The organism is Dactylosporangium sp. NPDC000521, from assembly GCF_042898305.1.
Taxonomy (GTDB): domain Bacteria; phylum Actinomycetota; class Actinomycetes; order Mycobacteriales; family Micromonosporaceae; genus Dactylosporangium.
Genome location: NZ_JBIAYW010000005.1, coordinates 316,170 through 331,801, shown reverse-complemented (window position 1 = coordinate 331,801; position 15,632 = coordinate 316,170). Strand labels below are relative to the sequence as shown.

General features: G+C 74.2%; 13 protein-coding genes. 10 read left to right on the top strand and 3 right to left on the bottom strand.

Annotation, left to right across the window (positions count from 1 at the left end; translation table 11 throughout):
- Positions 1–288 precede the first annotated feature (288 nt).
- A complete protein-coding gene (locus tag ACFY3L_RS19515) occupies positions 289–471 on the bottom strand; it encodes a hypothetical protein (RefSeq protein ID WP_389325443.1) in 183 nt (60 codons plus the stop codon).
- Between ACFY3L_RS19515 and ACFY3L_RS19510 the strand changes: the two genes are divergently transcribed.
- The 6 genes from ACFY3L_RS19510 to ACFY3L_RS19485 are packed head-to-tail and all read left to right on the top strand — an operon-like array spanning position 470 to position 6,820.
- Positions 470–1,795: an alpha/beta hydrolase domain-containing protein gene (locus tag ACFY3L_RS19510; RefSeq protein ID WP_389325440.1), complete on the top strand. Its 1,326-nt coding sequence runs from the start codon at positions 470–472 to the stop codon at positions 1,793–1,795. The genes ACFY3L_RS19515 and ACFY3L_RS19510 overlap by 2 nt on opposite strands.
- 56 nt (positions 1,796–1,851) lie before the next feature.
- Positions 1,852–3,234 carry a ferric reductase-like transmembrane domain-containing protein gene (locus ACFY3L_RS19505; protein WP_389325437.1) on the top strand — a complete coding sequence of 461 codons (1,383 nt, stop codon included), beginning with the start codon at positions 1,852–1,854 and terminating at the stop codon, positions 3,232–3,234.
- 16 nt (positions 3,235–3,250) lie between these two features.
- On the top strand, positions 3,251–3,766 hold the full coding sequence (locus ACFY3L_RS19500) for an FMN-binding protein (RefSeq protein ID WP_389325434.1): 516 nt from the start codon (positions 3,251–3,253) through the stop codon (positions 3,764–3,766).
- Positions 3,763–4,533, top strand: coding sequence for an FAD:protein FMN transferase (locus ACFY3L_RS19495; RefSeq protein ID WP_389325431.1), 771 nt, complete (start codon positions 3,763–3,765; stop codon positions 4,531–4,533). Before ACFY3L_RS19500 ends, ACFY3L_RS19495 begins: the two co-directional genes overlap by 4 nt.
- A gap of 41 nt (positions 4,534–4,574) precedes the next feature.
- The gene (locus tag ACFY3L_RS19490) at positions 4,575–5,267 is read left to right on the top strand and encodes a response regulator transcription factor (protein WP_389325428.1); all 693 of its coding nucleotides are present in this window, start codon (positions 4,575–4,577) and stop codon (positions 5,265–5,267) included.
- Positions 5,264–6,820, top strand: coding sequence for an ATP-binding protein (locus ACFY3L_RS19485; RefSeq protein WP_389325425.1), 1,557 nt, complete (start codon positions 5,264–5,266; stop codon positions 6,818–6,820). Before ACFY3L_RS19490 ends, ACFY3L_RS19485 begins: the two co-directional genes overlap by 4 nt.
- Here ACFY3L_RS19485 and ACFY3L_RS19480 read toward each other — a convergent pair.
- Positions 6,795–7,703 (bottom strand): DMT family transporter, encoded by a 909-nt coding sequence (locus ACFY3L_RS19480; protein ID WP_389325422.1) that lies wholly within the window; start codon positions 7,701–7,703, stop codon positions 6,795–6,797. The genes ACFY3L_RS19485 and ACFY3L_RS19480 overlap by 26 nt on opposite strands.
- 130 nt (positions 7,704–7,833) lie before the next feature.
- On the opposite strand from ACFY3L_RS19480, the gene ACFY3L_RS19475 reads away from it, so the two are divergent.
- Positions 7,834–8,688, top strand: coding sequence for a LysR family transcriptional regulator (locus tag ACFY3L_RS19475; protein ID WP_389325419.1), 855 nt, complete (start codon positions 7,834–7,836; stop codon positions 8,686–8,688).
- A 194-nt stretch (positions 8,689–8,882) separates the two neighbouring features.
- On the opposite strand, the gene ACFY3L_RS19470 is transcribed toward ACFY3L_RS19475, so the two are convergent.
- Complete coding sequence (locus ACFY3L_RS19470; protein ID WP_389325416.1) at positions 8,883–11,027, bottom strand: MMPL family transporter; 2,145 nt, start codon at positions 11,025–11,027, stop codon at positions 8,883–8,885.
- Between the two features lie 150 nt (positions 11,028–11,177).
- Here ACFY3L_RS19470 and ACFY3L_RS19465 point away from each other — a divergent pair, with 150 nt between their 5' ends.
- The 3 genes from ACFY3L_RS19465 to ACFY3L_RS19455 all read left to right on the top strand — a co-directional run bounded on the left by ACFY3L_RS19465 (position 11,178) and on the right by ACFY3L_RS19455 (position 15,509).
- Positions 11,178–11,699, top strand: a complete 522-nt coding sequence (locus tag ACFY3L_RS19465) for a SigE family RNA polymerase sigma factor (protein ID WP_389325413.1) — start codon at positions 11,178–11,180, stop codon at positions 11,697–11,699.
- A gap of 152 nt (positions 11,700–11,851) precedes the next feature.
- Positions 11,852–13,129, top strand: coding sequence for a hypothetical protein (locus ACFY3L_RS19460; protein WP_389325410.1), 1,278 nt, complete (start codon positions 11,852–11,854; stop codon positions 13,127–13,129).
- 346 nt (positions 13,130–13,475) lie between these two features.
- Positions 13,476–15,509: a PQQ-binding-like beta-propeller repeat protein gene (locus tag ACFY3L_RS19455; protein ID WP_389325407.1), complete on the top strand. Its 2,034-nt coding sequence runs from the start codon at positions 13,476–13,478 to the stop codon at positions 15,507–15,509.
- Positions 15,510–15,632: the final 123 nt, after the last annotated feature.

The following is a 15,632-nucleotide window of genomic DNA, read 5'->3' as shown; positions in this document are numbered from 1 at the left end:
CATCCTTGGATCAACGTGCAGGGCCGTCCTCGGCTGCCGCAGCGCGCCGTCGAGAGGCAAGCGCTCAGGCAACCGGTGACCCGCTGCCGCCCTGCCACCGTGATCGAAGTCGTGTGGCGGTCGTCCGGACGGCCAGGACCATCCTTGGATCAACGTGCAGGGCCGTCCTCGGATGCTGCAGCGCGCCGTCGAGAGGCATGCGCTCAGGCAACCGGTGACCCACTACCGCCCTGCCGCCGTGATCGAAGTCGTGTGGCGGTCGTCCGGACGGCCAGGACCGTCCTTCGATCAACGTGCAGGGCCGTCCTCGGGTGCTGCAGCGATGTGAACGCGCTTTCCGTCGTCATAGCTGGCGGCGAGGTGGCATTGCGCGAGGTGGCCGGCGGCACGCCGGGAAGCGGTGTCCGCGGGTGGAGCACCGGCGATTCCACCGATGCCGCGGCCCACCGCCGCCGACAGGGTGACATCCATGGCACCCAATACACTGGCACGACTCGCCTGCTCCGTCCTGACCGCCCTGGCGCTCGTCGCCGCACCCGCCGTCCCCGCACACGCCGTGGCGGAGGCGCCGCCGGTCACCGTCACGGGGCCGCTGCCGGGCACCGTCCCCGGTGATCCGAAGGCAGCGGACATCCGCGACACGTACCCGTTCTTCTCCACCACCGACGACCTCGCCGCCGCCGGCTATGTCGAGCAGGAGTTCCTCGTCGCCGGGGGCGCCGACGGCTGGGACACCGCCGGCAACCAGGTGGCGACCGGCGTGCCGTTCCGGACCAGGGTCGTGGTGCGCCGGCCCGCCCACGCGGCCCGCTTCAGCGGCACCGCGCTCGTCGAGTGGCAGAACGTGACCGCCGGCTACGATCTCGACGCCCTGTGGGACCACGACGCCATCACCCGGCAGGGGCACGCGTGGATCGGCGTGTCCGCGCAGCGGGTCGGCGTCGAGCAACTGCGCGGCTGGAGCCCCGCCCGGTACGGCACGCTGGACGTCACCGGTGGCGGCCGGTTCACCGCCGACGAGCTGTCCTACGACATCTTCGCCAAGGCCGCGGCGGCCGTCACCAGAGCGCTCCGGCCGCGGACCACGCTCGCGATCGGTGCCTCACAGTCGGCCGCCCGGATGACGGTGTACTACCAGAGCATCCTGCCGAAGGTGACGCCGGTCTTCGACGGCTACGCGTTCGTCGTCGGGTCCGCGCCGACCCGCGTGGGTGCCGAGCCGGTGTTCCAGGTGCTCTCCGAGACGGACGTGCGGACCCCTGAGCGGCCCGCCGACACCGACCGGTTCCGCCGCTGGGAGGTCGCCGGCGCCGCGCACTCGGGGTGGCGCGGCCAGGAGTACCGGGCGCCGATCTCTGTGCGGGATCTCGGTGCGGCACCCCAGTACACCTGCGGCAGCCCGCCCTTCAGCCGGGTGCCCCTCGATCACGTCGTCGCCGCCGCATACGACCACCTGATCCGCTGGGTGCGGCGGGGCACTCCCCCGCCGGTCGCTCCCCCGCTGGTCTTCGGCGCCGACGGCACGAAGACCCGTGACGCGCTCGGACTCGCCACCGGCGGCATCCGGCTGTCGCAGGTGGCGGTGCCGACCGCGCTGAACACCGGCGACAACACCGGCGAGACGTTCTGCCGGCTGTTCGGCACGCACCAGCCGTTCGACGCCGCGACGCTGCAGCGCCTGTACCCGCGCCGCGGCGCGTATCTGGCCAAGGTGGTCCTGGCGGACGTCGCCAACGTGCGAGCCGGATACCTGCTGCCGGCCGACGCGTGGCAGAACGTCGTGGGGCGTTCTTAGACAACCTTTAACCGGCTCACAGCCGGCTGCCAGCCGGTCCCCCGATAGTTGAACGCATGACGATGACAGGTGCCGTGCCGCGCCCGGCCACAACCCCGCGGTGGTGGGCGGACCTGGGCGGCGCGGCGGCCACGGCGAGCATGCTCGTCGTGGCCGCGCTGTGGGTGGCCAACGGCGGCGTCCAGCAGTTCCTCGCCGGCGGCGCCGACGCGTGGTCCGCGGCGGGCCGGCTCACCGGCCTGATCTCCTCCGACCTGCTGCTGCTCCAGGTGCTGCTGATGGCCCGGGTGCCGCTGGTCGAGCGGGCGTTCGGGCAGGACCGGCTGGCACGCTGGCACCGCTGGACCGGGTTCACCTCGTTCAACCTGATGGTCGCGCACATCGTGCTCATCACCATCGGTTACGCGGTCGCGTCCGACGCGAACGTGTTCGCCGAGCTGTGGGAGCTGACCGTCGAGTACCCGGGGATGCTGCTCGCGGTGGCCGGCACGGTCGCGCTGGTCATGGTCGTGGTCACGTCGATGCGGGCCGCGCGGCGCCGGCTGCGCTACGAGTCGTGGCATCTGCTGCACCTGTACGCCTACCTCGGCGTGGGGCTCGCCCTGCCGCACCAGCTCTGGACCGGCGCGGACTTCCTCGCCTCGCCGCTGTCCACGGCGTACTGGTGGACGCTGTACGCGGTGTCCGCCGGCGCGGTCCTCGTCTACCGGGTCGGGTTGCCGGTGTGGCGCAACGCGCGGCACCGCCTGACCGTCAGCCGCGTCGTGCCGGAGGGGCCGGGGCTGACCTCGGTCTATCTGACCGGCCGGCACCTGCACGAGCTGCCGGTCCGGGCCGGCCAGTTCCTCCAGTGGCGCTTCCTGGACGGTCCCGGCTGGACGAGAGCGCACCCGTACTCACTGTCGGCGACCCCGCACACCGGGGTGCTGCGCATCACCGTGAAGGATCTCGGCGACGGCAGCTCGCGCGTCGCGTCGCTCGCGCCGGGCACCCGCGTGCTGGTCGAGGGCCCGTACGGGCGGCTCACCGGCGAGTCGTACACCGGCGGCCCGGTCGTCATGATGGCCTGCGGCATCGGGGTGACGCCGCTGCTGGCGCTGCTCGGCGAGCTGCCCTACCGCTCCGGCGAGGCGACCCTGCTCTACCGGGCCCGCAGCGAGGCGGAGATCGCCTTCCGCGACGAGCTGGACTGGCTGGCGCGGCAGCGTGGCGTCCGGGTCGTCCACCTGCTCGGCCCGCGCGCAGGTGAGGCGTCATGGCTGCCGCGGAACCTCGCCGGGATCGGCGACGCGGAGGCGCTGCGCAGGGCGGCGCCGTCGATCGCGGCGGCGGACGTCTACGTCTGCGGGCCCGGCACCTGGACCGAGGCGGCCCGCGCCGCCGCCCGCGCCGCCGGGGTCCCCGCGTCGCGCGTGCACACCGAACAGTTCTCCTGGTAACGGAAAGGATCGCCCCGTGCGACGGATCACCTTGTGGCTGCTGTCGACGCTCGCCGCCGTGGTACTGCTCTTCAGCTACCGCACCAGCCTCGGCAGCACCGCGACCGTGGCGACCGGCCCAGGAAGCGCCTCCGGCAGCGGGAGCGGCACCACGGGCAACGGCACCACGAGCGGCGGCACCACGAGCGGCGGCGTCACCAGCGGCGGCAGCGGTACGGGCGGCGACAATACGGGCGGTGGAGCGGCGACGGGTGGCACCACCTACAACGGTTCGGTGGTGCCGACGCGGTGGGGCGACATCCAGGTCATCATCACGGTCGCCGGCGGGAAGATCACCGGCGTGACGGTGCCCGTGTACCCGGACGGCAACGGCAAGGACCGCCAGATCAACGCCCGCGCCCTGCCGATCCTCAACCAGGCGGTGGTCGCCGCGCAGAGCGCCGACATCGACACCGTCTCCGGCGCGACCGTCACCAGCGACGGTTACAAGGAGTCGCTGCAGGCCGCGATCGACGCCGCGCACCTGTCATGACCGCCGAACTGCCCCGCCGCGCGTGGGTCGAGCAGATCATGGGCCTGCCGGTCTCGGTCCACCTGCGCGGCCCCGGTGCCGGCGACCCGGCCGCGGCGGCCGCGGTGGCCCGGGTCTTCGCGGACCTGCGCCGCGACGACGCGGCGTTCAGCCCGTACCTCGACGGCAGCGACCTGTCCCGCTGGGAGCGGGGCGAGGCGCCGCCGACGCCCGCGCTGGACGCCGTGTTCGCGCTGTGCGACGAGGCGCGGGAGCGCACCGGCGGGTGGTTCGACCCGCGGGGGCTGCCCGACCCGCGCACCGGCCGCCCCCGCTACGACCCGTCCGGGCTGGTCAAGGGGTGGGCCGTGCAGCGGGCGGCGGCGCACCTGCCGGCCGGGCTCGGCTGGTGCCTCAACGCCGGCGGCGACGTGCTCGTCCACGCGCCGGACGGACAGCCGCCGTGGCGGATCGGCGTCGAGGACCCGGACGCGCCCGAGGCAGGAGTGGCGCACGTGGTGACCCGGAGTACGGGCGCCGTCGCCACCTCCGGCCGCACCCACCGCGGGGATCACATCGTCGACCCGTACACCGGCGGTCCCGCGACCGGAGTACGGGCGGTCACCGTGACCGGCCCGGACCTGCTGTGGGCCGACGTCTACGCGACCGCCGCCGCGGCCCGCGGGCCATGGGCGATGGACTGGCTGGAGGGCCTCGACGGCTACGAGGCCCTCATGGTGACGGCGTCGGGTCTCGTCCGGGTCACCGAGGGCTGGCCCGCCGGCTGAGGCACGGGTGAGGCAAGCTGGGCAGCGGAAGGGGTGACGGAATGCGGATCCTGGTCGTGGACGACGACGCCGCCGTGCGGGACTCGCTCGCGCGGACGCTGCGGTTCGAGGGTTATCAGGTCGACACCGCCCGGGACGGGCAGGAGGCCCTTGACGCCGCGCACGCCGACGAGCCCGACGTGATGATCCTCGACGTCAGCATGCCGCGGATGGACGGCCTGCAGGCGTGCCGCCGGCTGCGCGGCGACGGCCTGCTGGTGCCGGTGCTCATGCTCACCGCCCGCGACAGCGTCGGCGACCGGGTCGCCGGCCTCGACGCGGGCGCCGACGACTACCTGGTGAAGCCGTTCGCGCTGCAGGAGCTGCTGGCGCGGATCCGGGCGCTGCTGCGCCGGTCGCTGCTCTCCGCGCCGCCGGAGCCGCCGTCGGAGCTCCTGGCCTTCGCCGACCTGCGGCTCGACCCGGCGACCCGGGAGGTGTGGCGGGGCGAGCACCCGCTGCGGCTGACCCGCACCGAGTTCACGATCCTCGAGGTCTTCCTGCGTCACCCGCGGCAGGTCCTGACCCGCGGGATGCTGTTCGAGCACGTGTGGGGCTACGACTTCGGCGAGACGTCCAACAGCATCCACGTGTACCTCGGCTATCTGCGCCGCAAGCTGGAGGCCGACGGCAGCCCGCGCCTGCTGCACACCGTCCGCGGCGTCGGCTTCGTCCTGCGGGAGGAGCCCCTGTGAAGCGGGCCGGGGCGGTGCTGGGGCGGTGGTGGCGGCGCAGGACGCTGCACGACCGGCTGTCGTTGCTGGTCACGGCGGCGGTCGCGGCGGCGGTGCTGACGGTCGCGGGCATCGCGTTCGCGGCGGTCGCGCAGATCCAGCGGCAGCAGCTGCGGTCGCAGCTGGAGACCGACGCGCGGTCCGTCGTCGCGCAGCCGGAGCTCTGGCGGGACGGCCCGCCGCCGCAGGGACCGGGCGGGCGACGGGATTCGCGGTTCCGGCGCGACATCGGGCCGCGCTGGCAGGTCCTCGGCCGCGACGGCACCGTCACCGCGCACTCCACCAACGGCCTGCCGGTCACCGACGGCGCACGGCGGGTCGCGGCCGGCGAGGAGGAGCGGGTCCAGGAGCGGATGCTCCTCGACGGCCACAGCTACCTGATGCTGACCGTCGCCGCGGGGCGGGGCGCCGGGGCGGTGCAGGTGGCCGCCGACCAGACGCCGGCGAACCGGACGCTGACCGTGTTCGGGCTGCTCATGGCCGCCGGCTGCGTGCTGGGCATCGGCGGGGCCGCGGCGCTCGGCAGGACCGTCGCGCGTGCCGGGCTGGTGCCCGTGCAGCAGCTGACGAAGGCCGTCGAGGACGTCGCCGTCACGATGGACCTGAACCGGCCCATCCCGATCCACGGCGTCGACGAGATCGCGCGCCTCGGCCAGTCGGTGAACACGATGCTCGCCGCGATCGACGCCGCCCGCCAGTCGCAGCGGACCCTGGTCGAGGACGCGGGCCACGAGCTGCGGACCCCGCTGACCAGCATCCGCACCAACATCGAGCTGCTGCTGGCGGTGGAGCGGCAGCCCGAGCTGGCGCACCGGCTGCCGCCGGAGGAGCGGGCGAAGCTGCTGCGGGACCTCGACGCCCAGGTCGGCGAGCTGGCGGCGCTCACCACCGAGCTGGTCGAGCTGGCCCGCGAGGAGACGACGCGGGAGCCGGCCGAGGACGTCGAGCTGACCGACGTCGTGGCGGCCGCGATCGACCGGGTGCGCATCCGGGTCCCGGCGGTGACGTTCACGTTCGACCGTCCCCCGGCCACCGCCGGCGCGGACCCGGCCCCCGGGGCGGACCCGGCCGCCGGCGCCGACCCGGTTCCCGGGGCGGACCCAGCCTCCGGCGCGGACCTGGTTCCCGGCGCGATCCCGGTCCTCGGCTGGGCCGGCGACGCGAGCCCCGCCCGCGTCCACGGCCGGCCCAGCGAGCTCGAGCGCATGGTCGTCAACGTCCTCGACAACGCCGCCAAGTGGAGCCCGCCGGGCGCGACGGTCCACACCGAGCTGCGCGCCGGTCAGGGCTGGTGCGTGCTGCGGATCGCCGACACCGGCCCCGGCATCGACGCCGGGGACCTGCCGCACGTCTTCGACCGCTTCTACCGCTCGCCGGCCGCCCGTGGCATGCCGGGCTCGGGCCTCGGACTCGCCATCGTGGCGCAGACCGCCTCCCAGCACGGCGGCACGGTCACCGCGGGCCCGAACGACCCGCGCGGGACCGTCGTCACGATCCGGCTGCCGCGCCTGTAGCGGACCCGCGGTCCTTCCACAGCACCACGCCCGCGCTGGCCGCGACGACGAACCCGATCGCGGCGATCTGCGCCGGGTGCAGGTCCTGGCCGAGGAGCACCCACCCCATCAGCGCCGCGATCGCCGGGCCGAGGCTCATCAGCACCGCGAACGTCGACGTCGGCAGGCGGCGCAGCGCGGTCAGCTCGAACGTGTACGGCAGTACCGACGACAACACCGCGACGGCGGCGCCCAGGGCGAGCACGCGGGGCTGGGCCAGCGCCGCACCCGCGTCGAGGAGCCCGGCGGGCAGGGCCAGCAGCGCGGCGACGAGCATCGCGAGGGTCAGGCCGTCGCGCTTGGGGAAGGTGGCGCCGGCCCGCGCCGACAGCATGATGTAGCAGGCCCAGGCGGCGCCGGCGAGGAGCGCGCAGCCCACCCCGAGCGGGTCGAGCTGGTCGAACCCACCGCCGCCGAGCAGCGCCACCCCGGCGAGCGCGAGCAGCGCCCACAGCCACGCCACGCGGCGCCGCGCGGTGACCACCGACAGCGTCAGCGGCCCCAGCACCTCCAGGGTGACGACGGGGCCGATCGGCATGCGCGCGATGGCGACGTAGAACGCGAGGTTCATGCCGGCGAGGACGGCGCCGAAGAGGCCGACGAGGATCCATTGCCGGGTGGTGTACCCCCTGAGCCTCGGCCGTCCGACCGCGACGAGGACCGCGCTGCCGATGAGCAGCCGCAGCGACACGACCCCGGCCGCCCCGGCGAGGGGGAACAGGGTGGTGGCGACGGCGGCTCCACTGTGGACGGACGTCTGCGACGCGAGGACCCGCCACACCCCGCCCGCCCTGGACTTCTCGGGGACTGCGGTCGGTGCGGGCGCGGTCAGGACGTCGGTCACAGGGCAACGCTAGACAGTACCGGGGATCATGGGAAATGCCGTTTCACCGCTGGCTATGCTCAACACGCATGACCAGTCCGCAGCGTGGCGGAGGGCCCGGTCGTGCGTGGGCCTGCCGAAGGCGACGTTTGTGACCATCGAACTGCGACACCTCCGGGGGTTCCTGGCCATCGCGGAGGAGGGCAACCTCACCCGCGCCGCCGCCCGGCTGCACCTGACCCAGCCGGCGCTGACCCGCACCCTGCAGCAGCTGGAGGCGCACCTCGGGGTCCGGCTCGTCGACCGCTCCACGCACCACCTGGCGCTGACCCCCGCGGGCCACGAGTTCCGCCGCGACGCGGCCGCCGCGATCACCGCCGTCGAGCACGCCCTCGACCCCGACCGGTCCCGGCGGCTGCCGGTCCGGCTCGGGCACGCGTGGTCGGCGCTCGGGGCGTACACCACCAGCCTCCAGCGACGGTGGAAGCGGGCGCACCCGGAGACCGCGCTGGAGCTGCTCCGCCTCGACGAGCGCAGCGCCGGCCTCGCGTCCGGCACGGTCGACGTCGCCGTGCTGCGCGGCGCGCCCGACGTCCCGGGTGTGGCGACGGCCCACCTGATGCGCGAGGCCCGGTTCGCCGCGGTCGCCGACGACAGCCCCCTCGCGGGGCGCGTCTCGCTGACGCTCGCCGACCTCGCCGCGGAGCCCTTGGCGCTGAACACGGTGACCGGCAGCACGACCCTCGCCCTGTGGCCGCCGGACGCCGCGCCGTCACAGGTGGTGCCCGTGAAGAACACCGACGACTGGCTGTCGGTCATCATCGCCGGCGACGCGGTCGGCGTGACGCCCGCGGGCACCGCCGCGATGCATCCGAACCCGGCGGTGCGCTACGTGCCGCTCACCGACACGCCGCCGGTCGACGTGTTCCTCGCGTGGCGGGAGCCCTTCACACACCCGGCCGTGCCCGACCTGCTCCGCCTCGCCCACGACGTCGTCAGGCGCTGACGCCCTCACCTGGCGCCGCGGCTTGTGGCAGAGTTCGGATTCGATGCGTGACGGTCCACCCCCAGACGTCCTCGCCGCCCTGCTGCGCCACGTGCGCGTGACGGCGACCTCCTGCGGGCCACTCCCACAACGTCGTCGGCAAGCACGCCAAGGCAATGGACAGCCCTACCCCGGCCTGCACGAGGTCCGAACGGTCACTCCGCATGCCGCCCCGGCGACCCTGTCGCGATGTGCCGGCCCGAGTGATGTGCCGGCCCACCCGCATTCTCCGCGGACCCGTCCGCAGCCGAACCCGGCGCCGAGGCCGAAGCCGGCGCCGTGGCTGGGCGGGCGGGCCACCAGAAGCGCTCGCCGAGCAGCAGGGCGATCGCGGGCACGACCACGGTCCGCACCACCAGGGTGTCCAGGACGACGCCGATGCCGACGATCACCCCGATCTGCGTCAGCACGATCACCGGCAGCACCCCGAGCACCGTGAACACGGCCGCGAGCAGGATGCCGGCGGAGGTGATGACGCCGCCGGTCGCGCCCAGTGCCCGGATCACGCCGGCGCGGGTGTCGCGGAGCTCCGCTGCCTCCTGCCGGGCCCTGGTGACGAGGAAGATGTTGTAGTCGACGCCGAGCGCCACGAGGAACAGGAAGCTCAGCAGCGGCACGCCCGCGTCGAGGGCCGGGATGTCCAGGACGTGCCGCAGCACGAGGCCCGCGGCGCCGACGCTCGCGGCGAAGCTGACGATGACGGTGAGCAGGAGCAGCAGCGGCGCCACGACCGAGCGCAGCAGCAGCACGAGGACGAGCAGCACCACCAGCAGCACCAGGGGGACCACGACGGTGTTGTCGCGGCTGTACGCGTCGCGCTTGTCCAGGTCCGCGGCGGGTGCCCCGCCCACGAGCGTGTCGCCGGCCCGGAGCGCGCCGAGGGCCGACCGCAGCGCCCGGACCGTGTCGTCGGCGGCGGGCGTGCCCGACCCGGCCTTCAGGTCGACGCGCAGCTTCGTCAGCGTGCCGTCGTCGGAGCGTTCGGGTCTGCCGACCATGGCGACGCCGTCCGTACCCTCGACGGCGGCCACGACACGATCGGTGGCGGCCGCCGGGGCGATCACGGTCACCGGCTGCGCGGAGCCGGCGGGGAAGTGCCTGGCGAGGGCCTCCTGCGCGGTGACCGACTCGACCTGCGTGCGGAACTGCTCGGTCTGCGACAGCCCGATCGACGTGCTCAGCAGGCCGGCGGTGAGCACGGCGAGCAGGACGGCGGCGCCGGCGAGGACCCTGGCGGGGTGCCGGCCGACGGCGTGCGCGACGCGGGACCACAGGCCGCGGGTCGTCGGGTCGTCGCTGCCGAGCCGCGGCACGAACGGCCAGAAGATCCCGCGCGGCAGGCACACCAGCGCGGCGGGCAGCACCACGAGCCCGAAGAGCAGCGCCACGGCGACCCCGATCGCGGCGGCGACGCCGAGTGTCCGGTTGGCGGTCAGGACCGCCGCGAGCAGCGTCAGCAGCGCGAGGACGACGGTGCCCGCGCTGGCGATCACGGCCGGGGCGGCGTTGCGCAGCGCGACCCGCATCGCCTCGCGGCGGTCCTCGGTGCGGCGCAGCTCCTCCCGGTACCGGGAGATCAGCAGCAACGCGTAGTCGGTGCCGGCGCCGAAGACGAGCACGGACACGATGCCGCTGACCGACGCGTCGGTGCGCTCGCCGACGAGCACGGCGACCCACGGCAGCAGCTTCGCCACGACCTGGTCGCCGACCCCGATGACGACGAGCGGGACCATCCAGAGCAGCGGGCTGCGGTACGTGATGAGCAGCAGCAGCGCGACCACGCTCGCCGTGGCGATGAGCAGCGTGACGTCGGCGCCCTCGAACGCGGCGGAGATGTCCCGCCCGAACGCGGGCCCGCCGGTCACCTGTGCGGTCAGCCCGTCCGGCAGGCCGGCGTGGACGGTCTCGCGCAGCTTGTCGACGGCGGCGTACAGCTCGTCGCCCTCGCCGGTGAGCGTCACGGGCAGCAGCGCGGCCCGCCCGTCCTCGGCGCCGACGGCCGGCGCCTGGCCGCCGGCGGCGGTCCTGGTCCGCTCGATCGCCGCGCGGTCGGCGTCGGTGAGGGGTGCGTCGCGCCGCTCGTACACGACGACGGCCACCTCGGCGCGGCCACTGGCGAACCGGTCGGCCAGCTCGATGACCTTCGTCGACTGCTTGCCCGCCGGCAGCCCGTCGGCCGGCTCCTTCTGCGGCTGGGCGGGCGAGGTGAGGAACACCAGCGCCGTCAGCCCCACCGTGACGAGCAGGATCAGGACCGCGCCGAACCGGCCGGTGACGGCCGCCGCCACTCGTGTGCCCACGCTCTGTACCTTCCGGAGACAAATATTTCGACGATCGAACTTTCCCCTTGATACCCGCCCCACCCAAATCAACGCAAGAATCGACGCAAGAATCTTCTTCGGAATGCACCCCTCCTTCCCCGGCGCGGCGGCGTGTCGGAGGGTGTGGAGGTGAACGTGGACGCAGAGGAGTCGTTCCTGGCGTACGTGCGGGAGCGGGTCGCCGCGCTGTCGCGGATCGCGTTCCTGCTCACCGGGGACCGGCACCTGGCCGAGGACCTGGTGCAGGAGACGCTGCTGCGGGTGGCCGGGCGGTGGGGGCGGATCGCGGCGGGCGGGGACCCCGACCCGTACGTCCGCCGCACCCTCTACCACCAGCACGTGTCCGCGTGGCGGCGGCACCGCGGGCGGACCGTCCACGTGGAGCACCCGCCGGACCGCCCCGGCCCCGACGAGTCCGACGCGGTCACCGGCGGCGTGGCCGTCCGCGCCGCGCTCGCCAGGCTGGCACCGAGGCAGCGCGCGGTGATCGTGCTCCGCTACTTCGAGGACCTCACCGAGGCGCAGACCGCCGACATCCTCGGCTGCCGCGTCGGCACGGTGAAGAGCCAGACCCGCGACGCGCTCGCGCGACTGCGGGCAATCGCCCCGGAGCTGCTCGGCGATTCTTCCGAACTGGAGGTGCGACGATGACGCAGGAGCTCACCCGGCGCCTGGCGGCGGCCGCCGACGACATGCCCGCCGCCCGCGTCCCGTCCGACCTGTTCTGTCGCGGCCGACGCCGTCACCGCCGGCAGATGTCGACATTTGCGATTTTCGCTGTTGTACTGGCAGTTGCCGCTTCCATGGCACTTAGCGGGTTCGACGGCACGGCGGTGCCGGCGAGCGGGACGAGCGGCGCGCCGGGGCGGTTGCACGAGCCATGGGTCTGGCAGGCCAGCGTGGCCCTCTCGCCCCGCGGCCCGGCCGCGCTGCTGGTCAGCGGTGGCGGCGGCTACGAGCCGCCGGACCTGCCCTTCACGTACGGCAGCCGCATCAGCGCGATCGGCCGCGACGGCTCCTACCGCGTCCTGCCCTTCGGCACCACCTACCTACAGGCCGGCCAGGACGTGCTGCTCTCCCCCGACGGCCGGTACGCCGCGGGCAACGGCACCTATGAGCACCTCTTCGGCACCGGCGGCCGCGACGTGGCCGTCGTGGACCTGAGCACCGGCGAGGCCAGACGCTTTACAGGCTCCGGCGCCGCCGCCCCGGTCGCGTGGAGCCACGACGGCCGCCGCCTGCTGGTGCACCGGTCCAACGCGTCACCCTGGACCGACACGCCCTTCGACGGATCCGACACCATCGGCTCCGACAACGGCGCGCTGTGGGTGCTCGACGTCGGCACCGGCGCCACGACGCACCTGCTGGACCTGGGCCGCACCCGCCGCGGCGCCGCGGCCTTCTCCCCCGACGGCCGCACCGTCGCCGTCCAGCTCGGCCGCGAGCTCGCCCTGGTCGACACGGCCACCGGCACCCGCCGCCCGCTCGCCACCCTGCCGGCGGGCGCCCTCCTCGGCGGCCCCTGGTCGTACACCGCGGACGGCACCGGCCTCGGCGTCTTCACCGTCGCCGACGGCTGCACCGCCGCCTGCTCCCACGCGGCCCGCAACGCCAGGTCCTGGCGCCTCACCGTCCTGTCCGCCACGACCGGCGACCAGTTGCCCACTTCCCTGCCCACCTTCGGCGGCGCCACCGCCCGCCTGGCCGGCTGGCAGCGCGACGGCACCGCGGTCGTCGTCCGCTACGTCGACGAGACGTACACCGCAGGGCCGTCCTACGAGCCACCCGCCGCCTACCGCGCCGTCTCCGACGCCGACCTCCTGGCCCTCGCCCCCGACGGCACCACGAAGTCCTTGCTCACCAAGCCCCCGGGCACCATCTGGGACGTCGACGTCGCCGCGGACCTGGTGGCGGCCGGCGCCTTCGGCGGCCCCTCGCCTGCCCCGTCGGTGTTCCCGCTGGCCCGCTGGGCGGCGACCACGGTCTTCGTCGCCCTGTGGGCCCTGGCCATGCTCACCTGGCTCACCATCGCCCTCATCCGCAGGTCCCGCCGCCACCCACGCCCGCGCCCGGGCGCGTAGCCAGGCGGAGAGACGACGAGCCCCGTAGCGTGCGCGCGGCACGGGACTCACCTCCGTGTTCGCCATCGGCTGGTCCATCCATCGACGCACGACGCGGCGGCGCACGCGTTACGGCCAAACGTAGGGTGCGACGGCCCGGCGACGGACACTATCTTGTCCGCTATGACGGACGAACTCCGGCGCACCCGGACGACGGCGGCGGCGGGGAGGAGGTCGGGGCCCTCCGCCAATGGCTGCGGTCCGACGACGATCTCCGTCCGTGGACCGTCCGGGCCGAGCACAGCTCGCCCACGCCGGGGAACGGCACGGTGCTGGTGTCGCCGCCGACCGACCGTCGAGGATGGCCTTGATCCTCGCTGACCCGCTCGCCTCGCGCGCCGTGCTCATCGGCGTCGGCGCCTACCGCAAGCCCGAGCTACCCGATCTCCCCGCGGTCGCGAACAACCTCCGGTCGCTCACCGGCATCCTCACCGATCCGCTTCGGTGCGGGCTGCCGGGCGAGTCCATCGCCGTGGTCTCGGACCCCCGGACACCGGTCGCGGTGGCGCAGGCGGTGGCCAAGGCCGCTGACGAGGCCACCGACGCGCTCCTCGTCTACTACGCCGGTCACGGGATGCGTGCCGGACGCCGCGGTGAGCTGTACTTAGCCGTTGCCGAGTCCTCGGTGGAGTTCTCCGACGTGGACTGCCTGCCGTACCAGCGACTGCGGGACACGGTCCTCGACAGCCCCGCCGCGGTGAAGATCGTCATCCTGGACTGTTGCTTCAGCGGGGCAGCGCTGGACGGTATGGGTGGCGGACCGGCCGGGCAGGTCGTCATCGATGGTGCGTACGTGTTGACCGCCACGTCCGCCACCAGGCTGGCGATGGCGCCGATCGGTGCCGAGCACACGGCGTTCACCGGCGAACTGGTCGGGCTGCTCACCGAAGGGCTGCCCGGCGGCGGCGAGTATCTCAGCCTCGACACGGTGTATCACCACGTGTCGCAACGACTGCGCAGCAAGGGCCTGCCGAGGGCGGAGGCCGCCGCACGGAACACCTCCGGCACCTTCGCCCTCGCACGCAACGTCGCCGCGACGACCTCGACGACCTCGACGGCTCCAGAATCCGTCCGCCAATCGTCCATTGTGGACGAGTCGCCGATCACCGAGGTGCCTGCTGCCCCGCCGGCTGCCGTGGTCGCGTGGACGGTCGAACGGGTCGGGCCCGTCGTCCGTGGCATCAGGCGGCCGATTCCTCCGTTGGTCGCGACGCACCAACTCAACACCTGGGCGATCGCGCTGGACAGCAAGTCGCGTGAACCGGCGGCCTTCGCCCCTCCGGTCGCCGGCGACACCCTGCTCATGGCGGGCACCGACCATCGGCTGTACGGGCTCGACGCGCTGACCGGCGCGGTCCGATGGGCCTTTGCCGAGCCGGAGCGGACCCTGGTCCGGCCGGTGCTTGCGGCCGGCTCCCGGGTGCTGGTCTGCGACGACGGAGGCCAGGTGCACTGCCTCGACAGCGGCACAGGCGAGCGGCAGTGGCGGCATCCGATCGCCGGCTCCGCGGCGCGGACCGCGCTGGTCACGGACGGTGCCAACGTATATGTGGCCGTCCACGGCGATCTCGCCGCGCCCGACCTCACCGCGGTGGATCTGGCGACCGGCGCCGAGCGTTGGCGACACCGCGTCGACGCCCGCCTGCCGGTGCTGGCGCCGGGCGGTCACGTCGTGGTGCGGCGGGAGCGTCGCGTGGTCAGCCTTGCCGCGGACTCCGGTGAGGACCGCTGGACGCGAGAGCTCGTCGGGGGGCCGGTCGCGGCGATCGCCGATGCCGACGGCGTCGTCGTCGGCACGGATGCCGGGCGGGTGGCCGGCCTCGCGCCCGCCTCGGGCGAGATCCGGTGGCAGGTCGTGCCGAAGCCGCGACCACTCGTGGCGCGGTTCGCCAGCGAGAAGCCCCTCGAATGGGTGCTTGCCGCCGCCGACGGTGTGGTCGTGGCGGCCCGGCCAGAGGGCAAACGGGTGTACGGACTGGACCGCGAGACCGGCGAGACAGGATGGTCCATGCGTGCCAACGGCTGGGGTGGGCCGTTCTCGGCGATCACGATCGCCGGTGGCGTCGCGTATTTCGCCACCCGCGATCTGCATGCGGTCGAAGCAGCGACGGGACGGGTCCGTTGGACGCTGCGGACCGGCTACTACCCCGGCGCGGTGACCATGGCCGGTGACGTCGCCTGTTTCGGCGTCGGTGCACATCTCTACGCCGTCGACACCGCCACCGGCACGGTGCGCTGGCGGCATCTGGTCGGCAGGTGGCACGCGACGGCGCCGACCCTGACGAACGGCCTGGTCGCCTTCGTCGACGACGCCGCCGCCGCGACCGCGCTGAGGCTGTGAGGGCGCGCATCGCGGATTGGACCCGCGGTCGGTGCCGTCTGCGCCCAGGATCAGGACGGCGCCGGCGGCCCGGAGCGCTGCCGCATCCGCCCGCGGCGTGACCAGGCCGATGTCGTTGTCTCC

Coding starts and splice junctions, on each gene's coding strand:
- ACFY3L_RS19495 (WP_389325431.1), top strand. CDS start 3,763: ATGACCGCCGAACTGCCCCGCCGCGCGTGGGTCGAGCAGATCATGGGC.
- ACFY3L_RS19510 (WP_389325440.1), top strand. CDS start 470: ATGGCACCCAATACACTGGCACGACTCGCCTGCTCCGTCCTGACCGCC.
- ACFY3L_RS19460 (WP_389325410.1), top strand. CDS start 11,852: ATGGCACTTAGCGGGTTCGACGGCACGGCGGTGCCGGCGAGCGGGACG.
- ACFY3L_RS19505 (WP_389325437.1), top strand. CDS start 1,852: ATGACGATGACAGGTGCCGTGCCGCGCCCGGCCACAACCCCGCGGTGG.
- ACFY3L_RS19490 (WP_389325428.1), top strand. CDS start 4,575: ATGCGGATCCTGGTCGTGGACGACGACGCCGCCGTGCGGGACTCGCTC.
- ACFY3L_RS19515 (WP_389325443.1), bottom strand. CDS start 471: ATGGATGTCACCCTGTCGGCGGCGGTGGGCCGCGGCATCGGTGGAATC.